Genomic DNA, 22,658 nt, shown 5'->3' with positions numbered 1-22,658 from the left:
GTCTATTGAGATAACTGAAGAGAAAAAGCCCGTGCTTTCCTATCTTTCGTTGCTAGTTGAATATCAACCACCTCAATATTCTTTATGAAGTCAATTTACTTTCTAATTCTTGTTTGTTTTCCATTATTCCTTTTCGGCCAGATAACTGGTTCTGTAAAAGACGCCGCTGGTGAACCCATTCCTTTTGCTTCCATTTTTATTAAAAATACCTACACCGGCACATCGACAAATGTGGATGGTTTGTACACGCTTGATTTTAAAAAAACTGGCCCTCAAACCATTGTCTTCCAAAGCTTGGGTTACAAAACAATAGAAAAAGCAGTGGAAATCACTGCATTTCCTTTTAAAATAGATGCAGTTCTTCAAGAAGAAACTACTTCTCTAGCTGAAATTGTAATAAAAAGCAATGAGAATCCCGCAAACCGCGTCATACGGGAAGCCATAAAAAACAGGGAAGCAAACCGACTTAAAACCGCTAGCTATACGGCTGATTTCTATTCCCGCGGCTTGTGGCGCATGGAAGATGTACCTGAAAAGTTCTTAGGACAAGAAATAGGTGATATTGAAGGATCGCTGGATTCCCTCACCCGCAGCGGTATCGTTTATCTATCTGAAACCGTCAGTGAGATTTCCTATGAAGCGCCAGATAATTTCAAGGAATTTATCACGGCCAGTAAAGTAAGTGGCGATGATCAAGGGTTTAGCGTTAATAGTGCGGAGGGAGCCAATTTCAATTTCTACAATAATAACATTGATCTTAATAATAGAATCATCTCCCCTATTGCAGATTATGCTTTTAGCTATTATAAATACAAACTCGTAGGAACCTTTTATGATAGCAATAATTTCTTGATCAATAAAATTGAAGTCATTTCACGACGTCCCAAAGACAACACTTTCAATGGGATAATTTACATCGTGGAGGATCAATGGACCATCTATGGATTAGAACTGACCACCTCTGGAGAAAATATCAATGTACCGATAATTAAGGAATTGACGTTTACGCAAGATTTTTCCTATGAGCCGGCTAGTGAGGAATGGGTCAAGCGCACCCAAAATATTGTTTTCTCTTTTGGCTTATTTGGCTTTAAGGGAAACGGTCGATTTATAGCAAATTATACCAATTATAATTTCACTCCTCAATTTAACAAAAAGACTTTTGGCGCAGAGACTTTAGCATTCAACAGGGAGGCAAACAAGAAAGATAGTCTGTTCTGGAAAGCCATACGACCAGTTCCATTAACTGTTGAAGAAACTAAGGAGTATGTAAAAAAAGACAGCATTTCTACAGTTCGCAACGATCCTAAATATAAAGACAGCGTTGATGCGGTAAACAATAAGTTCAACCCGCTTAAGATTTTGACGGGTTATTCCTATAGGGATTCTAATGAACAATCCGTAATCAGGTATAATGGAGTTATAGGATTAGAAAATTTTGAGGGATTCAATACCGTTCAGGGGTTTGTCGTCAGTACCGGTTTAGGATATAGTAAAGGTTTTGATAAAGATTATAACAGTTCCCTGGGAACGGGAATTAACTTTAATTATGGATTTGATGATAAACGCCTGCGTTATACCGCGTATGCAAATTATCGATTTAATCGCATCAACCGCAGGACGATAAGTATTTCTGGCGGGACCCAAGTCAATCAGATCAACGCTACCAAGCCTATTTCAAGCCTGGAAAACACTATTTCCAGTTTGTTCTTTGAGCGCAATTTTGCCAAGTTCTATGAACTCGATTATGGCCGTATAGGATATTCTGAGGAAGTAGCAAATGGGTTTTTTCTATCAGGATCCCTAGGTTATGAAAAGCGCCAGCCTTTACAAAATACAACAGATCAAGTCTGGTTTACACAGTCTGACGTATCATACACACCCAACAACCCATTGTTGCTGGATCAACAGCGGCTGGCATTTATCAACGAGCATGAATTGTTAAAAACCAGTGTTGCACTCACCATACGTCCTGGACAGAAATACCGCAGTTTTCCTGATCGCAAGGAAAATATCACTAACGAGAAATACCCCACCATAAGTCTGATTTATGAAGGCGGTTTTGCCGCAAGCAGTGATAATTACAACTACCATCAATTCCGTGCAAGTGTGTACCAGAATTTTGATCAGGGCAATATAGGTCGCTCTAGTTATTGGGTTAACGCGGGAACCTTTGACGGTGCAAACGGCATTTCCTTCATCGACCGCCAGCATTTTAATGGGAACCAGTTGCGCTTCAAGACTCAGGCACTGAATCCTTATGGTTTTGGTTTGTTGAATTACTATGATTACAGCACTAATAAATCCTATGCGCAAGTACATCTACAGCACAATTTTAAAGGTTTTATTCTAGGTAAAATCCCAGGAATCAATCAGCTCAATTATGACTTGATTTTTAGTACCAAAGCATTGATGACAGAGCGCAAGCCCTATTATGAAGTCAGTGCTGGGATCGATAACATCGGTTTTGGAAGCTTTAGACCTTTTAGAGTTGATTATGTACACAGCATTACCAGTGAGAGGAATTATGGAGCCTTTGTAGTGGGAATAGAATTTGGTTTGTAAGGAGTTCGCTTTCGCGAAAGCGGAATTACCTACCAGAGTCTGACCTCTTACTATTTACAAGAAGTGGTCTGTTATATAATATTTATATTATTTTCATGACACTTTTAAACGTGTCGCACATGAAACCAACGATCATTCATTTTGTATCAACTACAGTGGATCGAAAACCTGTCGTAAAAATAATATTTGATTATAGTAGAAAGATATGTGCACGGCTCAAGGAAGGGCCTGAGCCTTTCTGGTCTTCTACTTTAAAATGCTGGTGTGTCGATGATGAATCTACCACCTTGCGTAAATGGCACCACACTTTTAAAAACTTAGACTACTCCATAGATTTAACTAAATACAAAAAAAGCAGATCTTAAGCGCTGAAAATCAGAAGTGTTTAGCAGCTTATAAGAATCACCTACTCATATTACGTAAAAGTAAAAGCACAATAGCAACTTATGGTGGTTTTATAAAGGCCTATGGGCTTTATTTAAAAAAGGTACCACTTAATGAATCGACATCCATTCCATACCGAAGTTTTATTGAGCATACTGTCAAACAATTAGATTACAGCGTGAGCACTCACCGTCAAATGATTAGTGCCTTCAAGCATTTGATGGACTTGTACCCACAATTAGAGTTAAGCGCCATCTTATTGAAACGTCCTAAAAAGGATAGGTTCCAACCGGTGGTTTTAAGCATGCAGGACATTATCGCCCTTTTACAAGTGACTAAAAATTTAAAGCATCGCTTTATTATCGCCATGTTGTACAGCTGTGGTTTGAGAATAGAGGAGCTACTGCAAATGAAAGTGGACGCTATAGACTTAAACAGACGCCAGGTTTTAGTTAAAAATGGAAAGGGACGTAAGGACAGGTATGTGAGTATAGCATCAAGTATGGAGCCTTTATGTATCAACAACATGCAAACCTACCAACCCAAGAACTATGTAATTGAAAGTATGCAGGCGACCACTTATAGCTCCAGCAGCGTCCGATCTTTTCTTAAGAAATCCTGTAAAAATGCAGGTATTATAAAGAAAGTAACGCCCCACACCCTAAGACACAGTTATGCGACACATATGTTAGAAAACGGTGTGGGTTTGCGCCATATTCAGGAACTATTAGGCCATAGCAAGCCAGAGACCACCATGCTTTACACTCATATCGCACGTAAAGATTTGTTACAAATCACCAACCCACTAGATGTTGCTGTAGAGCAAATTGTTAACGGTAAAAAAGCACCTAACCTATCCTTATCCTAGTTTATTTTCCGGATAAAGAGTAGTTTTGAGTGTATATAACGAGTTGCCATTAATACAAAAAAATCCGTCTTTCGAAAAAATATCATTCTGAATGAAAAAATACTGTAACTAATTCGTTACATTTGTAATATGAGGGAAATCGATATTACAGAAGAATGTTTGGAATTTATCGACAAACAAAACGACAGAGTTTCGCTGAAATTCTTCCAACTCGTAGAAGTTATTGGCGAAATTAAAGTTGTAAACTCAAACTTTCTGAAAAAACTGCAATCCACTCAATTTTACGAATTGCGGATTAAAGCCGGAAATGAATATCGAATCGTAATCTTTGCTATTGACCATCTGAATTTTGCCGAATGTACTAAAGCTGTTTGTTTGTGCGGATTTCAGAAAAAAGGAACTAAAGATTACAAAAAGGCAATTAAACAAGCCGAAAAAATATTAGAGTATTATCTAAAAGAAAAATAATTATGGGAAAGTCAATAAACGCAAAAGAACTGATTGCCAAACGTTACGGAAAAGAAGGTTCTAAAGAACGTGAAGAATTTAGAGAAGATGCTTTTTCCTATTATTTTGGAGAAATCATTAAAAACCGCAGAAAGGAATTACATATGACTCAAGAAAATCTTGCCGAAAAGGTTGGAAAGAAAAGACCATATATTTCTCGAATTGAAAACGGAGAGGATATTCAATTATCTAACTTCGCTTTAATTGCAAACGCCTTAGGATTATCGATTGAGCTATCAGCGGAATAGTACTAATGGCAACAACGTATATAAAAAATTGCTGGTAAGTGCTCAATTCAATGGTTTTTTTATATTTCTAGAGTAAATTTTAAACCGAAAATTTGTGCATATTAATACGCAACTTTTCATATACGTATTCCAAGGTTAAATCCTAATAGAAATACTATTATTTTTAAGCCGCAAACCGCTGTAGCTCAACATATGGTGTACCTCTTTTAATTACGGAAAAAGCCCTGGCCAGGATCTTGTTCCTTACGTTGTTCAACGCCACTAGTTTTGGCTTGCCTTCTGCCAACCTTCTTTGATAGTAATGTTTGAGTTCGCTGTCGCATTGTATCGCACTGACACTGGCCATGGTAAGTAGTGTTTTCATTTTCCTGTCCCCTATGTGGTGTATCTTATTCCTGCGTCTTATACTGGTTCCCGAGCTATGCGCAAATGGTGCAACCCCACAATAACTTGAGAACTGCCGCCAACTATCAAAGCGTTGGAAGTTGTTCGTATGATAGATAAGCTGGCTGGATAATATCAGCCCCACACCTTTTATCGTATTTAGAAGATTGAAGTTATCATTTAGCTCTTCCTCGCTTCTCATCAATGTTTTAATCCGGTCCTCAAGAGCCTCGATCTGCTTGGTAAGGTACGCAATGGTCTTTGTTACAATCTTGCAGCAACTATCCGTAGAAGGACTGCTGAGCAGTGATTGTGCTTCCTTCAGAGTGCTCATCTTTCCGGTGCGATCTCTAACCAATTGATCCCTCAATGATAACAATCTACCTATCTCTTGGATATCCTTTTCCTTGGGAGTACTCAAGACCAGTTCCTCCTGATGTAACCACCCATATCTGGCGATCATTCCGGAGTCCAACCTATCCGTTTTACCTCTCACAATCCCTGCTGATCTCTTAATGGCCAATGGGCTTTCCTCCACATAATCCATATCGTTTTGTGATAGGTAGACACTTAAATTTGTAGAGTAATGACCGGTATTCTCAAAACACAGGAAATAGCACTGCTCCCCCAGATTCTTATCCAACCATTTCACCAGTGCTGCATATCCTTTGGATGTGTTCGAAAACACCCGGTGGATCGATCCTTTATGGATATGGGCATCTATTGTTAATTTCGATACATCAATACCGACAACATCATCATATTTTTTCATATTTTTAAATAATGATCCTAATTATTTAGGAAAGATTAATAAATGTTGCGATGACTATTACCTTCAATAGGAAGTGATTCCTGGTATTCCAAATGGTCCTAAAGCAACCTAAGAAAGGCAAGAGGACTGATACGTATAAAGGAACTGCTATTCCAAAAACCGTTTTAGTTCTCCTCTTGTTTCTTAGTAAAGTTATAACTACTTAATTAATAAAGGATAAAGTAAAGAAAACCGTTAGCAACAAGCTAAAAAACATCGAGATAAATTTGAAATATATTATAGCAATATTAATAACGCTCCTATTTGTGTCTTGTAAAAGCTCAAAAACTGAGTCGGAAAAGTCATATCAGAATTGCCTAAATCAAAATATAACTGATAGAGGATTATCTTATTCTTTAAACACTTTAGAATCAGATATTGAATCAAAATCAGATGTATTTGATAAAATACAAAGCTTTGAAATTTACTTAAAAGACAAAAATCTTCTATCCGAGTTGAATAGAACGGAATATTTATCCCTAATTTCAAAAATGAAAATTACAGATTTTTTTAAACAAGATTTCAAGGATTTCAATTCAAAAAATTCATTTATAGAAAATAATTTGATGACTACGAATTTTAGGTTGGATTTGTTACAATCTTGTTTTCTTACTTCTTTTAAGGATAAAATATATTATCAAAGACATTTAAATATTTATGATAAAGTCTTTCTTAATTCATATGCGAGTACGGTAATCTTGAAAGAATTAGGTAATGAGATTAATTTTCAGAGTAAAACTGAAAGATTAACTTTGACATTTTTGATATATGAGAATATGTATAACAGATTTAGATTGGAGTAATAGCCAGTTGATAACAACGTATAAAAACAAAAGGGCAATTGATGCTTAACCCAATGTTTTAAGCACTTTTGCGAGGTCGCTACGAGCTATATACAAATCCGTTCTGGCCAATTGCCTGCTGCCATAGTTCTCCGCTATGCTATTTTGATCGGCTCTTCAAACTAGTGCATTTCTAAAATAAGTCACGGTGGTTCATAAATTATCAATCATCCGGTCAGCTCATCAAAATACCAAGACTCCCAAACTACTCTAGTGTCTTCCTCTCGCAAAAGCTCGTCACAGACAGAAACGGGAAATATGTGAAACCCCTGTTCGAAGAACTGGTTTGTACCCGCAGTGGTTTTGGCTTGCTCCACCAACTGGAATGAACAACGTGCAAAGCGCATCATATGGTGCCTTCCTCTCGCAAAAGTTCGTTGGAGGCAATATGCTACTCGCGAGGTTATTATTCAATCCAATTGCATATCTTCATCATTCAAAACTAATAAAGACAAGGTAACAGCCAAACGTAAAGGAACGTCTCACGCGCATTATTTCTTTGCTGTTAGATTTAATTGTAAAAAACATTTTATATGAAAACTAAAAAAATTCTAATCGGAACGTTAACTTTATTAGTGTTAGCGTTTATTGCATTTACACAAATTAGTGCCACTAAGAAAAATAATAAAACTGCTATAACAAGTTTCGAAATTAAAGGAGACAGTAAAGAAGAGTTAAAAAACTTTGACTGGAAAGCTATTGAAGAGATGTTCAAGGAAAATGATCCTGAACAAAATATTTCTATTGCTGCCATTCTTTTAAATGGATCTGACCGTCAGGATGATTTGAGATTTGAATTAACTGGAAAAACAGAAGATATTGATATTCTTACGGGAAAAATTAAAATATTAATTGAAAATCTGAATTAGAGCTAACTTAAATTGAGAATAAGAACATTCATAAAACAAAAGCAAACAATTTAGATAAAATAGTGTGAGTCATTGCTGAATCGGAATTGCGAATTTTCTGCACTACGTTTCATAGACAAGTCCGTTGACATTCATTGAGAAACGTGCTCAAAATAGGAAATATGAAAAAAATGAAAAGTATTATAATAGGATTTGGACTTTCTGTCTTATTCATTCTATTGGGATTTTACATACTGAATGCAACTGACACTATATTAGGAACTATTATCGGAATTGCGAATATTGCATTTTTTGGAGTTCTAATAATTTGGGCCATTTTCAAAATGTCTACGAACTCTCATTTTCACAACCAATAAAATTATTGCGGATTTTTTGGCAAGTTTACTGAATGGAAATCGGGAGAGAAAAATTTAAATAAAACTATATCAAGAATTTAGCAAGTTGCAGAATTAAAAAAAATATTGCGGAACTAAAGATCTAATGAAGTCACGTAAGCGCTGAAAATTGGGGAAAGGAATTTAGAATGGGCAACAAAGTACCGTGGGAAAAAACAAGGAAGTCTATTTAATTTCTGATCAATGTACTTCTACACGATTCCTCATAAATGAGTCCAGCTTTTTGCAACCGCAATTGCTTACGCTAGGAGCTTATCGCACACCGTAACAGGAAACCGTTTTTTGCTTTTTCCCTTGGCCACGATCCATCCGTAGCGTTCTCAATAGGCTAGTTTTATTTGCATGGATTAAAGCTGCAGGTCAACCAAATGTTACTTAATTTCTATTTCATAAATTTTGCTTCTCTTATGTGTTCGCTTTCGCGAAAGCGTGATAGTTATCAAATTCGGACTTCATGGAATTAGAACTGATGGAATTTAAAAAGGGCTGAATAACGATAGCATTAAAAACCTAAATACGAAGCATTATTTGGACCTAAAATCTAAGCTAAGCTCTGCCCACTATAATCGTTTTTTACTTTAACTTTCCTGCCTTCCTAAAATCCTATGAAAAAAATCTTAGTTAAGTTTAGAAACAATAAGATTCTGAGAACTTACCGGGAAAATCAAAAGTACGCTCCATTACTTTTTTTTATAGGTGGTTTTATTCTTGATTCACTAACCCTAGGACGCATTGATCGATTATATGACATAATTGCATTATGCGTTTACATGTCGCTATTAACGATAACCATTTTTCTCTACAATCTCGCTGATGATGGCAAGTGGAAAAACACAATTCTAGAACGGATTGAGAAATATTTTCCTCTAGCCATTCAGTTTTTCTTTGGCGGACTTTCTAGTGCCTTTGTTCTTTACTTCTTTAGAAGCGTTTCACTGTCTAAAACGGCAACATTTTTTATAATTCTAGTGGCTTTACTCATTGCCAATGAGTTTCTTAAAAAGAGAATATCTAATAAGTACTTCCAATTCAGCGTATATTTTTTTGTGAGCTTTACGTTCTTCACGTTTATCACACCCGTTTTGATTAAATTAATAAATACATATGTATTTATTTTCTCGGGTTTGGTGAGTCTGGCTCTTACCCTAGCGTTGATCCGTTTTATTTATAGAATCAGTCCCAGTACGCGTGCAGAGATTCATCTAGGAAAGATGATTGGGTTGATATTTACAATTTACACAACTATTAATTTATTTTATTTTTTCAACCTCATACCGCCCGTACCTCTGGCTCTGGATAGTGGCATTGTTGCGCATGATATTAATAAGGAAAATAGCCATTACGTTGTTACCTATGAAACTAATCAATGGTATGTGTTCTGGAGAAAACACCGATTCGATTTTATATCTGTTCCCGGTGAAAAAGTATTTGTCTTCACTTCCATATTTGCGCCAACGAATATTAAAAAATCTATATTTCACCGTTGGAAATGGTATAATACGCAAACCAGTGAATGGGAAGTTGTAGATGATATAGGGTACCAAATTACTGGAGGCAGGGATGCTGGTTATCGCGGCTTTACGTTCAAAAAAAATGTAAAACCAGGATTATGGAAGGTTGAAGTAATTACTGAAGAAGAATTAATTATAGGAGTTGTTGATTTTCAAATCGTGGTTGACAGCTCGTTGAGTCCTAGGGGTGTAATTGAAGAAAGCTTCTGATTATGATACGTTTACTTTAAATAGAATAGCCTTCTGCAATAAACTGCAGGATTTTAGGCGCTAGTTTGAGATCAATAAAAAGTTTGTGAACCTACAAAAGATAAAAAGGAAGATTAATTCTTGAGATAATAGCTGTCACTTAAATATTCATCTTTTAGATAAGGTGTGTTGCAGATTTTGAATTAGTCCCTTTATTACAGCCATTAGGTCGTTAATGGTTTTGTGAGGTTCTTTTAGAAACTGCTATAAGTATAACAATAAGGGGTTCTTAATTTTCAGAATAAATAGAATCCCTCTTTTCAGAAATCCGATTAAGGTTACTCTAGCAATACGTAACCTGTTGATAACTAACAATTCAATTTTACGACTTTAAAAAAATGTACGGGTAAACCGATTTATGGCCATTTTTGATATAATTTCCCAAGAAAGGACCGTTAGATAGATATGAATTACCTGAAAAAGGAGCTTTACGAATTAATTAAAAAGGATTCCGTAATATTTGATTTCATTCAAGAATTTGCACTTGATGGATTGTGGTATTGGGATATTGAGAATATTGAAGAAGAGTGGATGAATTCTAAATTCTGGACGATTTTAGGATACGATTCTGATCAAATGCCACATAAAGCAGCGGCCTGGAAAGATATTATAAATCAAGATGATTTAATTCTTGCGATGGAAATGTGCCAGCTACATTTTGAAAATCCTGCATTCAGATACGATCAAATCGTTAGATATACTCATAAAGAAGGTCATACGGTATGGTTACAGTCTCGTGGAATGGCCATAAGAGATGATAACGGTAAGCCTTTAAGAATGTTAGGCGCTCATACGGACATAACGTCTCTTAAGGAGAAAGAAATAGAGCTGACTAAAGTTATTAAAATAACTAAAGAACAAAACGAGCGACTTACAAATTTCGCTCACATTGTATCCCATAATTTAAGATCCCATTCCGGTAATATTGAAATGCTATTGAGCATAATAACAGATGAACATCCAGAACTTGAGAAGAACGAGTTGTTTTTACACTTGAACACGGCTTCTGATAACTTAAAGGAAACTATTTCACAACTCAATGAGATAGTTAGCACTGCTACAGTTTTTGATAAAGATCTTCAACCTATAAATTTGAGAAATGCGGTTGAAAAATGCATCGCCAATAATATTTACTTTGCTAAAACTGCTGAAACAAAAATTTTTAATAATGTTGATGAGGATTTCACGATACAGGGATTAGATGCCTATATCGATAGTATAGTGCTCAATCTCATAACAAACGGAATCAAGTATGGCTCAATGGGTCAAGATAGTATCATAAACATTTCCAGCGAAAAAACTGAGAAGTACATCATACTTAATGTTAGCGATAATGGTCAAGGAATTGACCTTAAAAAGTATGGCGATGAGCTTTTTGGAATGTATAAAACTTTTCATGGCAATGAGGATGCAAAAGGAATTGGTCTTTTTCTGACAAAGAATCAAGTAGAGGCTATAGGCGGTAAAATTGAAGTAGAAAGCGAGGTTGGAAAAGGCACAACCTTCAGAGTGTTTTTTAAACACTCATAATAGCATTAAAATCTTAAGTTTTCCACTATCGTTACTCTTTAATTCAATAGCTCAATAATTTGAATGCCACCTTTCCTAGTAAAGATTCTAGATACGGTGCAAATTTCAGTTCCTTATTCTTTATAACTATTAAGGCATCTTGCTAAGTCCACAGTATGGAGAAGTGTTCTCAATTGGAATCGTTCTATCCTCAAATAATTTAATATCTTCATCATCTTAATTTATAGAGTACGCTTAACAGGCTAAATTCATGAGCTTCAAGCTTTTTGATAACATACGTCAATTCTAAAATGGCAAAAAAATATGAAAAAAATAATCCGCTGCAGTTTCCTAGTAATTCTGTTTATCGCTCCGCTGCTTTCAGCAAATGCACAAACGGTATCTAAAATTGTTCCCGTTTTTGAAAATGGAGAAGCTCAAGTTGTAGAAGAATTTAAAGATCCTGAAAAATGGATTAGAGAAGATCTTTGGGTTGAAACCAAATTCGACACTGACGGTGACGGGAAACCAGATCGCATGTATGTAGATGTTACCAGACCTTTACAAACGGAAACGGAAGGTTTAAAGCTACCCGTAATTTATGAGTCCAGTCCTTACTATTCTGGTGTTGCTCCAGATGTGGAAGGTGGATTTTGGGATGTGGACCACGAGTTGGGAGAGGCTGCAAAAGACAGAGTGCATGCAGATGTTGTCAGAACGGGAACTAGACCTATCCTTTCTAACTCACAAAATGCTACCTGGGTTCCCAGAGGTTTTATAGTCGTACACTCCGCTTCTCCAGGAACTGGATTATCTCAAGGTTCCCCTACTGTTGGAGGTCAGAATGAATCATTAGCGCCTAAAGCAGTTATCGATTGGTTAAATGGTCGTGCTACCGGTTACACATCGCCTGATGGAAATGAAACCGTGAAAGCCTACTGGACGACTGGAAAGGTAGGAATGACAGGGACTTCCTATAATGGTACCATACCTCTGGCAGCAGCAACCACTGGTGTAGAAGGGTTAGAAGTAATTATTCCTATCGCTCCTAACACTTCATACTATCATTATTACCGTTCTAATGGACTAGTGCGATCTCCAGGAGGATATTTAGGGGAAGACGTTGATGTTCTATATGATTTTATTCATAGTGGTGATGAATCAAAAAGAGCGTACAGCAATTCTACCGTAAGAGATACTGAAATCATCAATGGTATAGATAGAATCACTGGTGATTACAACGATTTCTGGGAAGGTAGGGATTACTTAAACCAGATGGCTCCCATGAAAGCCGCTATGTTGATGTCACACGGTTTTAACGACTGGAATGTGATGCCAGAACACAGCAACCGCATCTATCAAAAAGCTAAGGAAATGGGCCTTGAAACGGCAATTTTTTATCACCAATTTGGTCATGGAGGACCACCGCCATTGAGCATGATGAATAAATGGTTTACACATTATTTATTTGGTGTGGATAACGGCATTGAAAAGGAGACTAATAAAGCGTGGATCGTAAGAGAAGGTGATGACATGGATCAACCTACAGCCTACAAGGATTTTCCAAATCCAGCAGCTCAATCCATTGATTTATATCTAGGAAAAGGTGCGCCAAAACAAGGAGTATTGACCACCACAAAACCTGCAAATCAAGGCCAGGAAACTTTAGTAGATAACTATTCATTTACTGGCGAGAGTTTAGCACGTGCAGAATATACAGACCATCGTTTACTATACGTAACTCCTAAATTCTCTAAATCGGTACATATTTCCGGAGTGCCTAAAATTACGGTCAAGCTTTCCAGTAGTAAACCTGCTGCAAATTTATCAGTATGGCTGGTTTCCCTTCCTTGGAAAGATGGTAGAGGCGTTAAGTCTACGGACAACATTATAACGCGTGGCTGGGCTGACCCTCAAAACCATAGCTCTTTGACCAAAGGAGAACCTCTTGTCGATGGCACTTTTTACGAGGTCAAATTTGATCTGATGCCAGACGATCAGATTATTGAAAAAGGCCAGCAAATAGGTTTGATGATTTTTTCCAGTGATAAAGAATTTACTTTACATCCAGCGCCGGGAACTGAAGTGACCGTTGATCTGGAAGGGACAACATTAAACTTGCCTATTGTAGGCGGCCTTGAAGCTTTCAAAACGGCTGTAAAATAAATTGAAATTTTTATGTGAAGCTGTCTTGTTTTCGCTTTCGCGAAAGCGAACTTTCTAAAAGGATCATTGCAACTCTTAAACACCAGATTTCTAATAAAATTTGAAACAAACAGGATTGTCAAATCCACAATAAGTAGAGCGGATTTGAATAAAAAGTCACATTTAGAAAACAGTTGGAGCCCTTGCCCGGAATGTAAAGGTCGAGGGAAGAAAAGCCAGCGAATTCGTAAAAATGTGCGGTTAAGCTATTTGAGGGCGCTGGATTTATTTGAAAATTCAGATGGGAAAGGAATTGCTCCCACCCGTCCAAAAGGTCATTTATATTCCTGTATAAATTGTTCTGGATCTGGATTAAAACCTGCTGTAAATCCTCCCGAAATTAACTTTGAAACCTTCCCAAATGTCGCTATTATAGGTGGTGGTATAGGCGGTGCAGCCCTCGCGGTAGCATGTCTGCATCGAGGAATTCCATTTACACTATTTGAACGTGATAAAGGTTTTGATGCAAGGTCACAAGGGTATGGGCTTACATTGCAACAAGCCAGTAAGGCGATTGAAGGTTTAGGTATAATGACCTTAAAAGAAGGTGTGAACTCTACACGACATGTGGTACACACCACAGATGGTAAAATCATAGGGGAATGGGGAATGAGAAAGTGGGTGAACAACGGAGAGAAAACCATTCCAAACCGCACTAATATTCATATTTCCCGGCAGTCATTGCGCTTAGCGTTGCTGGAACAACTAGGAGGCCAGGACGTTGTGCAATGGGATCATCAATTTATAGACTTTAAAGTTACTGATGACGAAAGAATCGATATGAGTTTTGATGTAGCTGGAACTACCAAAAGCATTAAAGCCGATCTACTCATAGGCGCCGATGGGATACGCAGTGCTGTGCGCAAATTAGTCATCAATGAAGATCGTGCGCATTTACAATACCTGGATTGTATAGTTATTTTAGGAATTTGCTCTTTAGCAGCATTGGAGGATATTGAGAGTTCGTTGTTAGATTCTGCCACAGTATTTCAAACCGCAAATGGCAATGAGCGCATTTATATGATGCCTTATGATTCTAAATCAATAATGTGGCAATTGAGTTTTCCTATGCCAGAAAATGAAGCTATAGCCTTGAGTGCTTTGGGACCTAAAGCACTCAAAAAGGAAGCAATTCTTAGAACCCCATGGCATGATCCCATTCCTCAAATCCTTGAAGCAACTCAAGAAGCTCAGATTTCGGGCTATCCAGTTTATGATCGAGAATTACTCTCACCAGAAATGATAGATAAATTGGGACCCATCACACTTATAGGCGACGCTGCGCACCCTATGAGTCCATTTAAAGGTCAAGGAGCAAACCAGGCTTTACTTGATGCCCTTTCTTTGGCACGTATGATATATAAAAAATGCAGACCACAGTCCCCATGGAAAGAAACCGGAATCAGAAATTGTGTTCTTAAAAGATTTGAGACCGAAATGCTGGAGCGAACTGCCTCAAAAGTCAAAGATTCTGCAGCTGCGGCAAAGTTCCTTCATACAGATGTAGTTCTTCATGAAGGTGATGAACCTAGAGGACGCGTTTTAAAAAGGGATGAGAAATAAAATCAAAGCAAATTGGTTTTAGACTGTTCCATTTTTTGATATTAATCAAATCTCTCAGCACTTAAAGCGTAGTGATTCTCAAATAGAATAACTTTTCGGTTTCAGTTTCAGTTTTAGTTTCCGTTTAGGTTTAGGTTTAGGTAAGGTTAAATATTGATCAAACCGGGACCGTTTCATTTACCTTAAAATACTTTTGTACTTAATTTGAACTTGCAAAAATGAAATTTATAAACGCCATTACCACGATCGTCTTATTCTCAATGATTTTTGTTTCCTGCAAACAGAAACCGGAAAATAATCTGCAAGAAGACTCAAATCCTATAGAGGAAACCTCTGAGAAATCTTTTAATTATTCAGGAAATTATGTGTCAGATTCCTATGATCAAAGAGCCGAAGGATATGACTGGGTAGCAGTTTCCACTGAAGAAATGGCGGAAGATCAAATGAAAGTATCTGTTCGATCAAGAACCGATAAAAAGAGTGCCACCTGTACCTTTGATGCCATAGCGGAGAAAAAAGATGAGAATACCTATCAGACAACCATCGATAATAAAACCGTTTTGTTCAAATTTCAAGATGAAATGATTTCTATTTCAACAGAAAAAATTGATGATCGAATGGTATTGATGTTCTACTGTTCTGGAGGTGGAACTGTCGCAGGAGATTACAAAAAAATAAATGATCAGTTGGATCAATCTCAAATCGATAAAACTCCGTTTTCCAATATGGTGTCTAACTCCAACACTGAGTAAACAGGAATTATTATCTTGAAAAGGAATCTAAAATGAATTACCGTGAAAAAGAGATTGGCAGAGATCATAACTATTGATCTTCATAACTTTAGGAAAGCCTGCTACTTATAAAACATAGAAGCAACCTTTTAATATTTCAATCACTACAGGTTAAAATTGATATATGATAAAAAAGCTTGTGCTACTATCCACCGTCTACACACTAATAGCCGTGATTTTAGTGATAAATTCTCAGCATCAAAACTTTATCCCTATCCTTTTAGGAGTTAGTATTCTATATTTTGTTTTAATGACTTGGGGCGTTCTTAAAATAGTAAACTCTAACGTCAACCCTATAACGACTGAAGTTAAGTATCAAGATAGAGAAATCGCGAAATCAAGTTCCTTAAATAAGATCTCTACGACCCCGTTTGTTTTAAATATTTGGCTAGGAAAAAAACCGATTCAAGAAGCAGCCTTTTATTTTGACAACTTTAATTTTTATGTCATAACTAAGGATGAAAAGAAAGCAATTTATAGCTTTCACGAAATCTTTGAAGTCAGCAAGACTTTACTTAAAATCAACAATAGAAGAATCTGGCAAGTCAAAGTCAGAAAAAACGAAGAAGAAGTCATTTTTAGATTTACCCACAATTGGTCTATTTGGAATTATAATTTTCCAACTTTCCTTAAAAAGATAACCGAGATAAATCCAAAGGCCTTGAAGTCAAAATGGGGTTTTTGGTCTATTTAATAGACAGAATCTCTTAGTTTAACCTTCAGATTATAGAATAGAATTAATGATATGAAAGAATAGGAGATGAAAAATCATTAATTATTAATTGTCAATCCTAAAACGGTAAAGATCTTTCCTTATTAATCCGTCAGTCATAAGAGTTCTACACAGTTCAAGTTTTGCATTTAACTAAATCACTCCTTCCCTCCTAAAAACGGCACAAATTTAAACTCCCCATAAGTTGTTTTCGAAAAATTAGACTCAGATTTTCGTACGACTAGTGTCATGATTTGATGCTCTACCCCTACTGGAATTACCAGCCTACCCCCTATTTTTAGTTGGCCCAATAATGCATCTGGGATTTCTGGAGCTCCACAAGTCACAATAATGGCATCGAAAGGGGCTTCTTCTGGCAAGCCTTTGTACCCATCACCGAAAACGAATTTACGTGGACGGTACTGCATTTTTCTAAACAGTGAACTCGTGCGTTTGAACAGCTCGTTTTGACGTTCTATCGTATAGACTTGAAGTTTCATTTCCAGCAGTACCGCACATTGATAACCACTTCCCGTACCTATTTCCAGAATTTTGTCTCCAGGTTGAACGTGAAGAAGTTCGCTCTGGAATGCCACCGTATAAGGATGCGATATGGTCTGATCAGCACCTATCGGGAACGCCTTGTTTTGATAAGCGTGGTCAAGAAACGAGCTGTCTAGAAACAAATGTCGTGGCACGCGATTCATGGCATCTAACACAGCAGCGTCAGCGATTCCTTTATCGCGCATCAATTGCACCAAATGGCGCCGTTTTCCTTTATGTATGAAGTCATCCTTGATGCGGCAAAAATAGAACTAGACCACAAGATTTGCGAGAGATTGAGCACTAAAAACCTTCTAGTTATACACAGTGCAAAATCGTCAAATGTTCAAAAACTCAAAATTTATAGCATTAATTGTGAATCTCCACGCGTTAGGGATTGAAGTGGAAAGCCCACAGCTTTCAAGACGATAATTTGGAAAATGAGGACTTGCAGCGTTAAGCTTGACCACCCACAAGCAGCGATAACTGGTTTGCTGGTAGTGACGCGCTTATAACTACCGTTAAAAACTCAAAAAACTAAATCAAAAAACTCAAGGCTCCCATACTGATAAATTAACCATCAAAATCCCTATTTTTGTGAGAAACACACCGTTTATGCTTAAAGCTGGCGTTCTGGGAGCAGGACATTTAGGGAAGATCCACTTAAAATTGTTGCAACAATCCTCCCGCTATGATCTTGTGGGATTTTACGATTCAAATCCAGAATATGCTCGCGAGGTTGAAAAGACATTAGGTTACACTTATTTTGATGACATAGATGAGCTTATCGCGGCCTGCGATATGATTGACGTAGTGACACCTACAACCTATCATCATGAAAGTGGCAAACTTGTTTTGGAAGCTGGAAAGCACTTATTTATTGAAAAACCTATTACTGTAACTGTTGCAGAGGCTCAAGAATTAATTTCGCTTTCGCGAAAGCATAATGTCAAAGGTCAAGTAGGACAAGTGGAGCGGTTCAATGATGCCTTTAGAACCGTGCAAGATCGCATTGATAATCCCATGTTTATTGAAACCCACCGACTGGCAGAATTTAATCCACGAGGAACAGATGTGAGTGTGGTTCTTGACCTGATGATTCACGATATAGACGCCATTTTGAGTGTGGTAAAAAGTCCTGTAAAACACGTGAGTTCTAGCGGTGTTAGCGTGATTTCTGAAACTCCAGATATTGCTAACGCTCGGATTGAATTTGAAAATGGCTGTGTTGCAAATCTTACGGCATCAAGAATTAGCTTGAAGAAAATGCGGAAAGCACGTTTTTTCCAAAGAGATGCATACATATCAATAGACTTTCTGACTAAAAAAGTTGAAGTTGTCAGGATGAAAGACGCACCGGAAGTTCCCGGTGATTTTGACATGATTCTTCAAAATGCGGAAGGCATTAAAAAACAAATCTATTTTGATAATCCAGACATTGCAGAAAGTAACGCCATCCTGGCCGAGTTAGAAACGTTTGCTGACGCCATAGAAAATGATACCAGGCCTATTGTAAACTTAGAGGACGGAACTGCGGCTCTCGATGTCGCTTTGAAAATTATCAAGAATTTCAAGTCATTATAGTTCTAACTTTAGTTCTTAAATGTGAGGAATTCAGCTCGAACAAATGGCCGAGCAGGCTCGAAAAATACTTTAGGAGTAATCTTCAATGAATAGAAAACCTTGAAATGAAGCATCTTTCTAGCCATTTGTAGATTCCGCATCGAATACGGATTACCGACAAAGAATATTTATAGACAATCACGATACTTTTTACACAACATATAATACAATTAAAATGAAAAACATCACAGTAATAGGCGCCGGAACGATGGGTAACGGCATCGCACATACATTTGCACAATCAGGATATAATGTTTCACTAGTTGATATCTCCCAAGAAAGCATCGATCGTGGACTAGCCACTATTGGTAAGAATCTAGATCGTATGATTGCCAAAGAAAAAATTTCTGAAGCAGACAAAAAACAAACTCTAGATAACATCAAAAGTTTTACAGACGTAACTGAAGGTGTCAAAAATGCTGATTTGATAGTAGAAGCAGCTACGGAGAACCTAGACTTGAAACTCAAGATTTTCAAACAAATGGATCAAGCAGCTCCAGCAGATTGTATTCTGTCCACAAACACCTCTTCCATTTCCATTACCCAAATCGCTGCAGCAACCTCGAGACCAGATAAGGTCATCGGGATGCACTTTATGAACCCAGTGCCTATCATGAAGCTGGTAGAGATCATCCGTGGCTATTCCACCAGCGATGAAGTGACTAAAACCATCATGGAGCTGTCTGAGAAACTAGGGAAAACACCAACAGAGGTCAACGACTATCCAGGGTTTGTAGCTAATAGAATTTTAATGCCTATGATTAATGAGGCGATTGAAACACTGTACAACGGCGTGGCTGGTGTAGAAGAGATCGATACCGTGATGAAATTAGGAATGGCACATCCGATGGGACCATTACAGTTAGCAGATTTTATTGGCCTTGATGTATGCCTGTCCATCTTGAATGTGATGCACGACGGGTTTAAAAATCCTAAATATGCACCTTGTCCACTGTTGGTAAATATGGTTATGGCAGGAAAACAGGGCGTGAAGTCAGGAGAAGGATTTTATGATTACTCAGAATCCAGAAAAGCAGAGCATGTTTCTGCCGCATTCAAAAAATAATAGATGAGAAAATTAATTGGCCTCATAGTAATCGTAATCATATCCGTTTGCTGTACTTCTGATCAGAGGAAAAAATTATTCGGTCAAGATAAATTTACGGGAGCTTTAGAATATAAGCTCAGTAGGGGAAAATTTCAGGAGGATCTAGATAAGCTTTTGAACAATGATGATATCTCTTTTGGTTACACGAGAAATGGAAAAATGACTGGAAACACGTATTCTTTCTATATCGCTTTTCAAAACCCGGATTTAGTTTTAGATGACGAGCAAGCAGTGTTGCAACTCACGCAACAAGTAAACCCGTTGATAGCAAAACATGTATCTAATCTTGATAAGTATGTTTCTTATCAAGTACATTTAGTAAAAAGTGAAATCATTGAAAATCTAGAAAAAAAGCAATCAGTGATCGTAACTCAGGAAATAAATACGACCAAAACAGATGAAACGAATTAAATTAACTTAAAACTTCATAGGATTTATTCTGCTGTCCCTTTCCAATTATTAAAAAACTGAGAATGCATAGCAGAGATTTAAAAATTAAAATGTGAGAAGAATAGCAGCAGTGATTATAACAGCCTTAATGTTTGTTTCTTGTAATACTGATCAGATAAAAAAAGTTTTCGATGGTGAAAAAAGTATTGGAATGCCTAAATACTTTTCGAGTTATGAAGCTCTAGAAAGTGAAATTGAACATTTAACTGGATCTGATAATATCTCTTTAGGATTTAGCTCAGGGATGGAGGGTGACAAATCATATTTTATTTTTATTATATACGTGGAGAACCCACGAACTGATATTGATGCTTCAAATGAATTCATAACCCTGACCTCTCAAATGGATCCAATAATTGAACGCCACATCACTAATCTAGAGGATTACACGTTTTATAAAGTAATTTATTTTGAAAAGGAGAAGAGTAGTAATATTGAAAATAAACAATCTGTTATCGTTACTCAAGAAATTGTCAAGGTAGAATCCGCAATAAGAAAATAACTAGGCTGAATGCCGTTTCATTTTTTTAAATCCTTTAGATTCTTAAATTAATAAACTTGAACTCATAAATCGCAATTAGAAAAATGCCCACTGTCAAACCTTTTAAAGCCACCAGGACTACTCCAGATAAAGCAGCGCACTTGATATCGCGCAGCTATCAGGATTATTCTGTGGAAGAACTGGAAATGCAACTCAAGTACAACCCTTTCAGTTTTTTACAGATTCTAAATCCGGGATATAAATTTAGTCATGAAATTACCGGAGAAGAGCGTTTTAATTTAGTTCGCAATAGGTTTTTAGAATTTAAGGAAGAAGGTTATTTGATTCAAGAGGAGTCCCCTGCTTTTTACATCTATGAAAGTTCTGATCCACATCATTCCTACACGGGTATCATCGGTGGGACAAGTGTTGCAGACTATGTAGATAATAAAATAAAACGACACGAGGACACATTGCAGCCACGAGAGGTCTTGTTTAAAGAATATCTGAAAATTGTAGGGTTCAATGCAGAGCCTGTCTTGTTAACTTATAAGGATGATCTGGAAATCAACCAGATAATTGCTCGAGTTAAAACTATGCAGCCAGAATTTGACTTTGTGACCACCGATTCTAAAAGACATAAAATATGGGCTGTTACTGATGCGGAAATCTGTGCTAAAATTGAAGAGCGCTTCACCGTACTTCCAGAACTGTATATTGCAGATGGCCATCACCGCAGTGCAAGTTCCAATCTATTATCTCAAGAATTGGGAGAACAGCACGATAGCTATAACTATTTTATGAGCTTCCTAATCGCAGAAAGTCAGTTGAATATTTATGAATACAATAGATTAATTACAGATTTAAATGGACATTCCAAGGAGGACTTTTTAATGCTTCTGGATCAATATTTCCGAATTCAAAATCGTGGCTTGGAAATATATCAACCTTCCAAAAAACACCACTTCTCAATGTATTTAGATGGTGATTTTTACAGTCTATATTTACGTAAAGATGTACACAAAATCACAACGGCGCTGGATGACTTAGACACTCAAATGTTATACGATCTAGTGTTGCGACCTTTATTGGGCATCAGCGATTTAAGACATGACAATCGCATTAAATACAGTTTCGGGAAATTTGATTTATCGATTATGAAAAGCAAAATTGATAAAGGTGACTTTCAAATCGGCTTCGGTTTGTTTCCTACTACTGTAGAGCAATTGAAATCTATTGCAGATGCAGATCTGGTCATGCCTCCTAAAAGTACTTACATCCGCCCTAAATTACCTAGCGGATTCATTATATACGAATTTGAAAATGAGTAAAATAGCAGAAAATATAATTCGCTTTCGCGAAATAATAGAACCCACAGCAACGTTGGTTGCCGTCAGTAAAACAAAACCTAACAGCGATTTACAAGAGGCATACGATGCTGGTCAACGGCATTTAGGCGAGAATAAGATTCAGGAAATGACCGAAAAACGGGAAACGCTTCCTAAGGACATTCACTGGCATATGATAGGCCACACGCAACGCAACAAGGTCAAATACATGGCGCCTTACGTCCATTTAATCCACAGTGTTGACTCGCCCAGACTTGCCAAAGAAATAAATAAACAGGCAAAAAATAATGAAAGAACCATCAATTGTCTGTTGCAAATTCACATAGCAGAAGAAGAAAGTAAATTTGGTTTTGACAAGCAAGAGTTACTGGATTATTTAAATTCGGATGCATTTAAAGCATTAGAAAACATCCAGATAAAAGGTCTCATGGGAATGGCCACGTTTACGGACGACAAAGATCAAGTACGCAAGGAGTTTAAAGTTCTCAAGGCTCTTTATGATGAGATAAAGACCACAGATCTACTTAAGAATAAAGATAAATTTACGGAGCTTTCCATGGGAATGACTGGAGATTATGAGATAGCCTTAGAAGAAGGCAGCACTATGGTACGCATAGGAAGCGCTATTTTTGGAAGTAGAGACTAAAAAATGAATTCTATTGAAGGTGGAAGATTTCTGTTTTATGAATTC

At 37.0% G+C, this 22,658-nt stretch carries 20 protein-coding genes; 18 read left to right on the top strand and 2 right to left on the bottom strand.

Going from position 1 to position 22,658, the window contains the following annotated elements; translation table 11 throughout:
* Positions 1 to 84: 84 nt before the first annotated feature.
* The 5 genes from IQ282_RS13405 (at position 85) to IQ282_RS13385 (ending at position 4,572) form a co-directional block, all read left to right on the top strand.
* Positions 85 to 2,565, top strand: a complete 2,481-nt coding sequence (locus IQ282_RS13405; RefSeq protein WP_194852379.1) for a DUF5686 and carboxypeptidase regulatory-like domain-containing protein — start codon at positions 85 to 87, stop codon at positions 2,563 to 2,565.
* A gap of 95 nt (positions 2,566 to 2,660) precedes the next feature.
* Entirely contained in the window at positions 2,661 to 2,930 is a 270-nt protein-coding gene (locus tag IQ282_RS13400; RefSeq protein WP_194852378.1) for a hypothetical protein, read from the top strand.
* Between the two features lie 197 nt (positions 2,931 to 3,127).
* Entirely contained in the window at positions 3,128 to 3,817 is a 690-nt protein-coding gene (locus IQ282_RS13395; protein ID WP_194852377.1) for a tyrosine-type recombinase/integrase, read from the top strand.
* 129 nt (positions 3,818 to 3,946) lie between these two features.
* Positions 3,947 to 4,285: a type II toxin-antitoxin system RelE/ParE family toxin gene (locus IQ282_RS13390; protein ID WP_194852376.1), complete on the top strand. Its 339-nt coding sequence runs from the start codon at positions 3,947 to 3,949 to the stop codon at positions 4,283 to 4,285.
* Between the two features lie 2 nt (positions 4,286 to 4,287).
* On the top strand, positions 4,288 to 4,572 hold the full coding sequence (locus IQ282_RS13385) for a helix-turn-helix domain-containing protein (protein ID WP_194852375.1): 285 nt from the start codon (positions 4,288 to 4,290) through the stop codon (positions 4,570 to 4,572).
* 163 nt (positions 4,573 to 4,735) lie between these two features.
* On the opposite strand, the gene IQ282_RS13380 is transcribed toward IQ282_RS13385, so the two are convergent.
* Positions 4,736 to 5,728 carry an IS110 family RNA-guided transposase gene (locus tag IQ282_RS13380; RefSeq protein WP_194852374.1) on the bottom strand — a complete coding sequence of 331 codons (993 nt, stop codon included), beginning with the start codon at positions 5,726 to 5,728 and terminating at the stop codon, positions 4,736 to 4,738.
* 1,414 nt (positions 5,729 to 7,142) lie between these two features.
* Between IQ282_RS13380 and IQ282_RS13375 the strand changes: the two genes are divergently transcribed.
* From IQ282_RS13375 to IQ282_RS13345, 7 genes are all read left to right on the top strand, one after another.
* A complete protein-coding gene (locus IQ282_RS13375) occupies positions 7,143 to 7,478 on the top strand; it encodes a hypothetical protein (RefSeq protein WP_194852373.1) in 336 nt (111 codons plus the stop codon).
* 1,000 nt (positions 7,479 to 8,478) lie between these two features.
* Positions 8,479 to 9,594, top strand: coding sequence for a DUF2914 domain-containing protein (locus tag IQ282_RS13370; RefSeq protein ID WP_194852372.1), 1,116 nt, complete (start codon positions 8,479 to 8,481; stop codon positions 9,592 to 9,594).
* Positions 9,595 to 10,038: 444 nt separating this feature from the next.
* Positions 10,039 to 11,163, top strand: a complete 1,125-nt coding sequence (locus IQ282_RS13365) for a sensor histidine kinase (RefSeq protein ID WP_194852371.1) — start codon at positions 10,039 to 10,041, stop codon at positions 11,161 to 11,163.
* 303 nt (positions 11,164 to 11,466) lie between these two features.
* Positions 11,467 to 13,308, top strand: coding sequence for a Xaa-Pro dipeptidyl-peptidase (locus tag IQ282_RS13360; protein WP_194852370.1), 1,842 nt, complete (start codon positions 11,467 to 11,469; stop codon positions 13,306 to 13,308).
* A 144-nt stretch (positions 13,309 to 13,452) separates the two neighbouring features.
* On the top strand, positions 13,453 to 14,910 hold the full coding sequence (locus IQ282_RS13355; protein WP_194852369.1) for an FAD-dependent oxidoreductase: 1,458 nt from the start codon (positions 13,453 to 13,455) through the stop codon (positions 14,908 to 14,910).
* Between the two features lie 218 nt (positions 14,911 to 15,128).
* Positions 15,129 to 15,662 carry a hypothetical protein gene (locus IQ282_RS13350; protein WP_194852368.1) on the top strand — a complete coding sequence of 178 codons (534 nt, stop codon included), beginning with the start codon at positions 15,129 to 15,131 and terminating at the stop codon, positions 15,660 to 15,662.
* Between the two features lie 163 nt (positions 15,663 to 15,825).
* A complete protein-coding gene (locus tag IQ282_RS13345) occupies positions 15,826 to 16,395 on the top strand; it encodes a hypothetical protein (protein ID WP_194852367.1) in 570 nt (189 codons plus the stop codon).
* Between the two features lie 176 nt (positions 16,396 to 16,571).
* On the opposite strand, the gene IQ282_RS13340 is transcribed toward IQ282_RS13345, so the two are convergent.
* Positions 16,572 to 17,213: a protein-L-isoaspartate(D-aspartate) O-methyltransferase gene (locus tag IQ282_RS13340; protein WP_194852683.1), complete on the bottom strand. Its 642-nt coding sequence runs from the start codon at positions 17,211 to 17,213 to the stop codon at positions 16,572 to 16,574.
* Between the two features lie 358 nt (positions 17,214 to 17,571).
* On the opposite strand from IQ282_RS13340, the gene IQ282_RS13335 reads away from it, so the two are divergent.
* The 6 genes from IQ282_RS13335 (at position 17,572) to IQ282_RS13310 (ending at position 22,613) form a co-directional block, all read left to right on the top strand.
* The gene (locus tag IQ282_RS13335; protein ID WP_194852682.1) at positions 17,572 to 18,540 is read left to right on the top strand and encodes a Gfo/Idh/MocA family protein; all 969 of its coding nucleotides are present in this window, start codon (positions 17,572 to 17,574) and stop codon (positions 18,538 to 18,540) included.
* A 214-nt stretch (positions 18,541 to 18,754) separates the two neighbouring features.
* Positions 18,755 to 19,645 carry a 3-hydroxyacyl-CoA dehydrogenase family protein gene (locus IQ282_RS13330; protein WP_194852366.1) on the top strand — a complete coding sequence of 297 codons (891 nt, stop codon included), beginning with the start codon at positions 18,755 to 18,757 and terminating at the stop codon, positions 19,643 to 19,645.
* A 3-nt stretch (positions 19,646 to 19,648) separates the two neighbouring features.
* Positions 19,649 to 20,098, top strand: coding sequence for a hypothetical protein (locus IQ282_RS13325; protein ID WP_194852365.1), 450 nt, complete (start codon positions 19,649 to 19,651; stop codon positions 20,096 to 20,098).
* 91 nt (positions 20,099 to 20,189) lie between these two features.
* A complete protein-coding gene (locus tag IQ282_RS13320) occupies positions 20,190 to 20,639 on the top strand; it encodes a hypothetical protein (protein ID WP_194852364.1) in 450 nt (149 codons plus the stop codon).
* A gap of 83 nt (positions 20,640 to 20,722) precedes the next feature.
* On the top strand, positions 20,723 to 21,949 hold the full coding sequence (locus tag IQ282_RS13315; protein ID WP_194852363.1) for a DUF1015 domain-containing protein: 1,227 nt from the start codon (positions 20,723 to 20,725) through the stop codon (positions 21,947 to 21,949).
* Positions 21,942 to 22,613 (top strand): YggS family pyridoxal phosphate-dependent enzyme, encoded by a 672-nt coding sequence (locus IQ282_RS13310; protein ID WP_194852362.1) that lies wholly within the window; start codon positions 21,942 to 21,944, stop codon positions 22,611 to 22,613. Before IQ282_RS13315 ends, IQ282_RS13310 begins: the two co-directional genes overlap by 8 nt.
* Positions 22,614 to 22,658: the final 45 nt, after the last annotated feature.

The organism is Nonlabens antarcticus (genome assembly GCF_015356755.1).
GTDB lineage: Bacteria > Bacteroidota > Bacteroidia > Flavobacteriales > Flavobacteriaceae > Nonlabens > Nonlabens antarcticus.
This window is presented reverse-complemented; position numbering and strand designations above follow the sequence as displayed.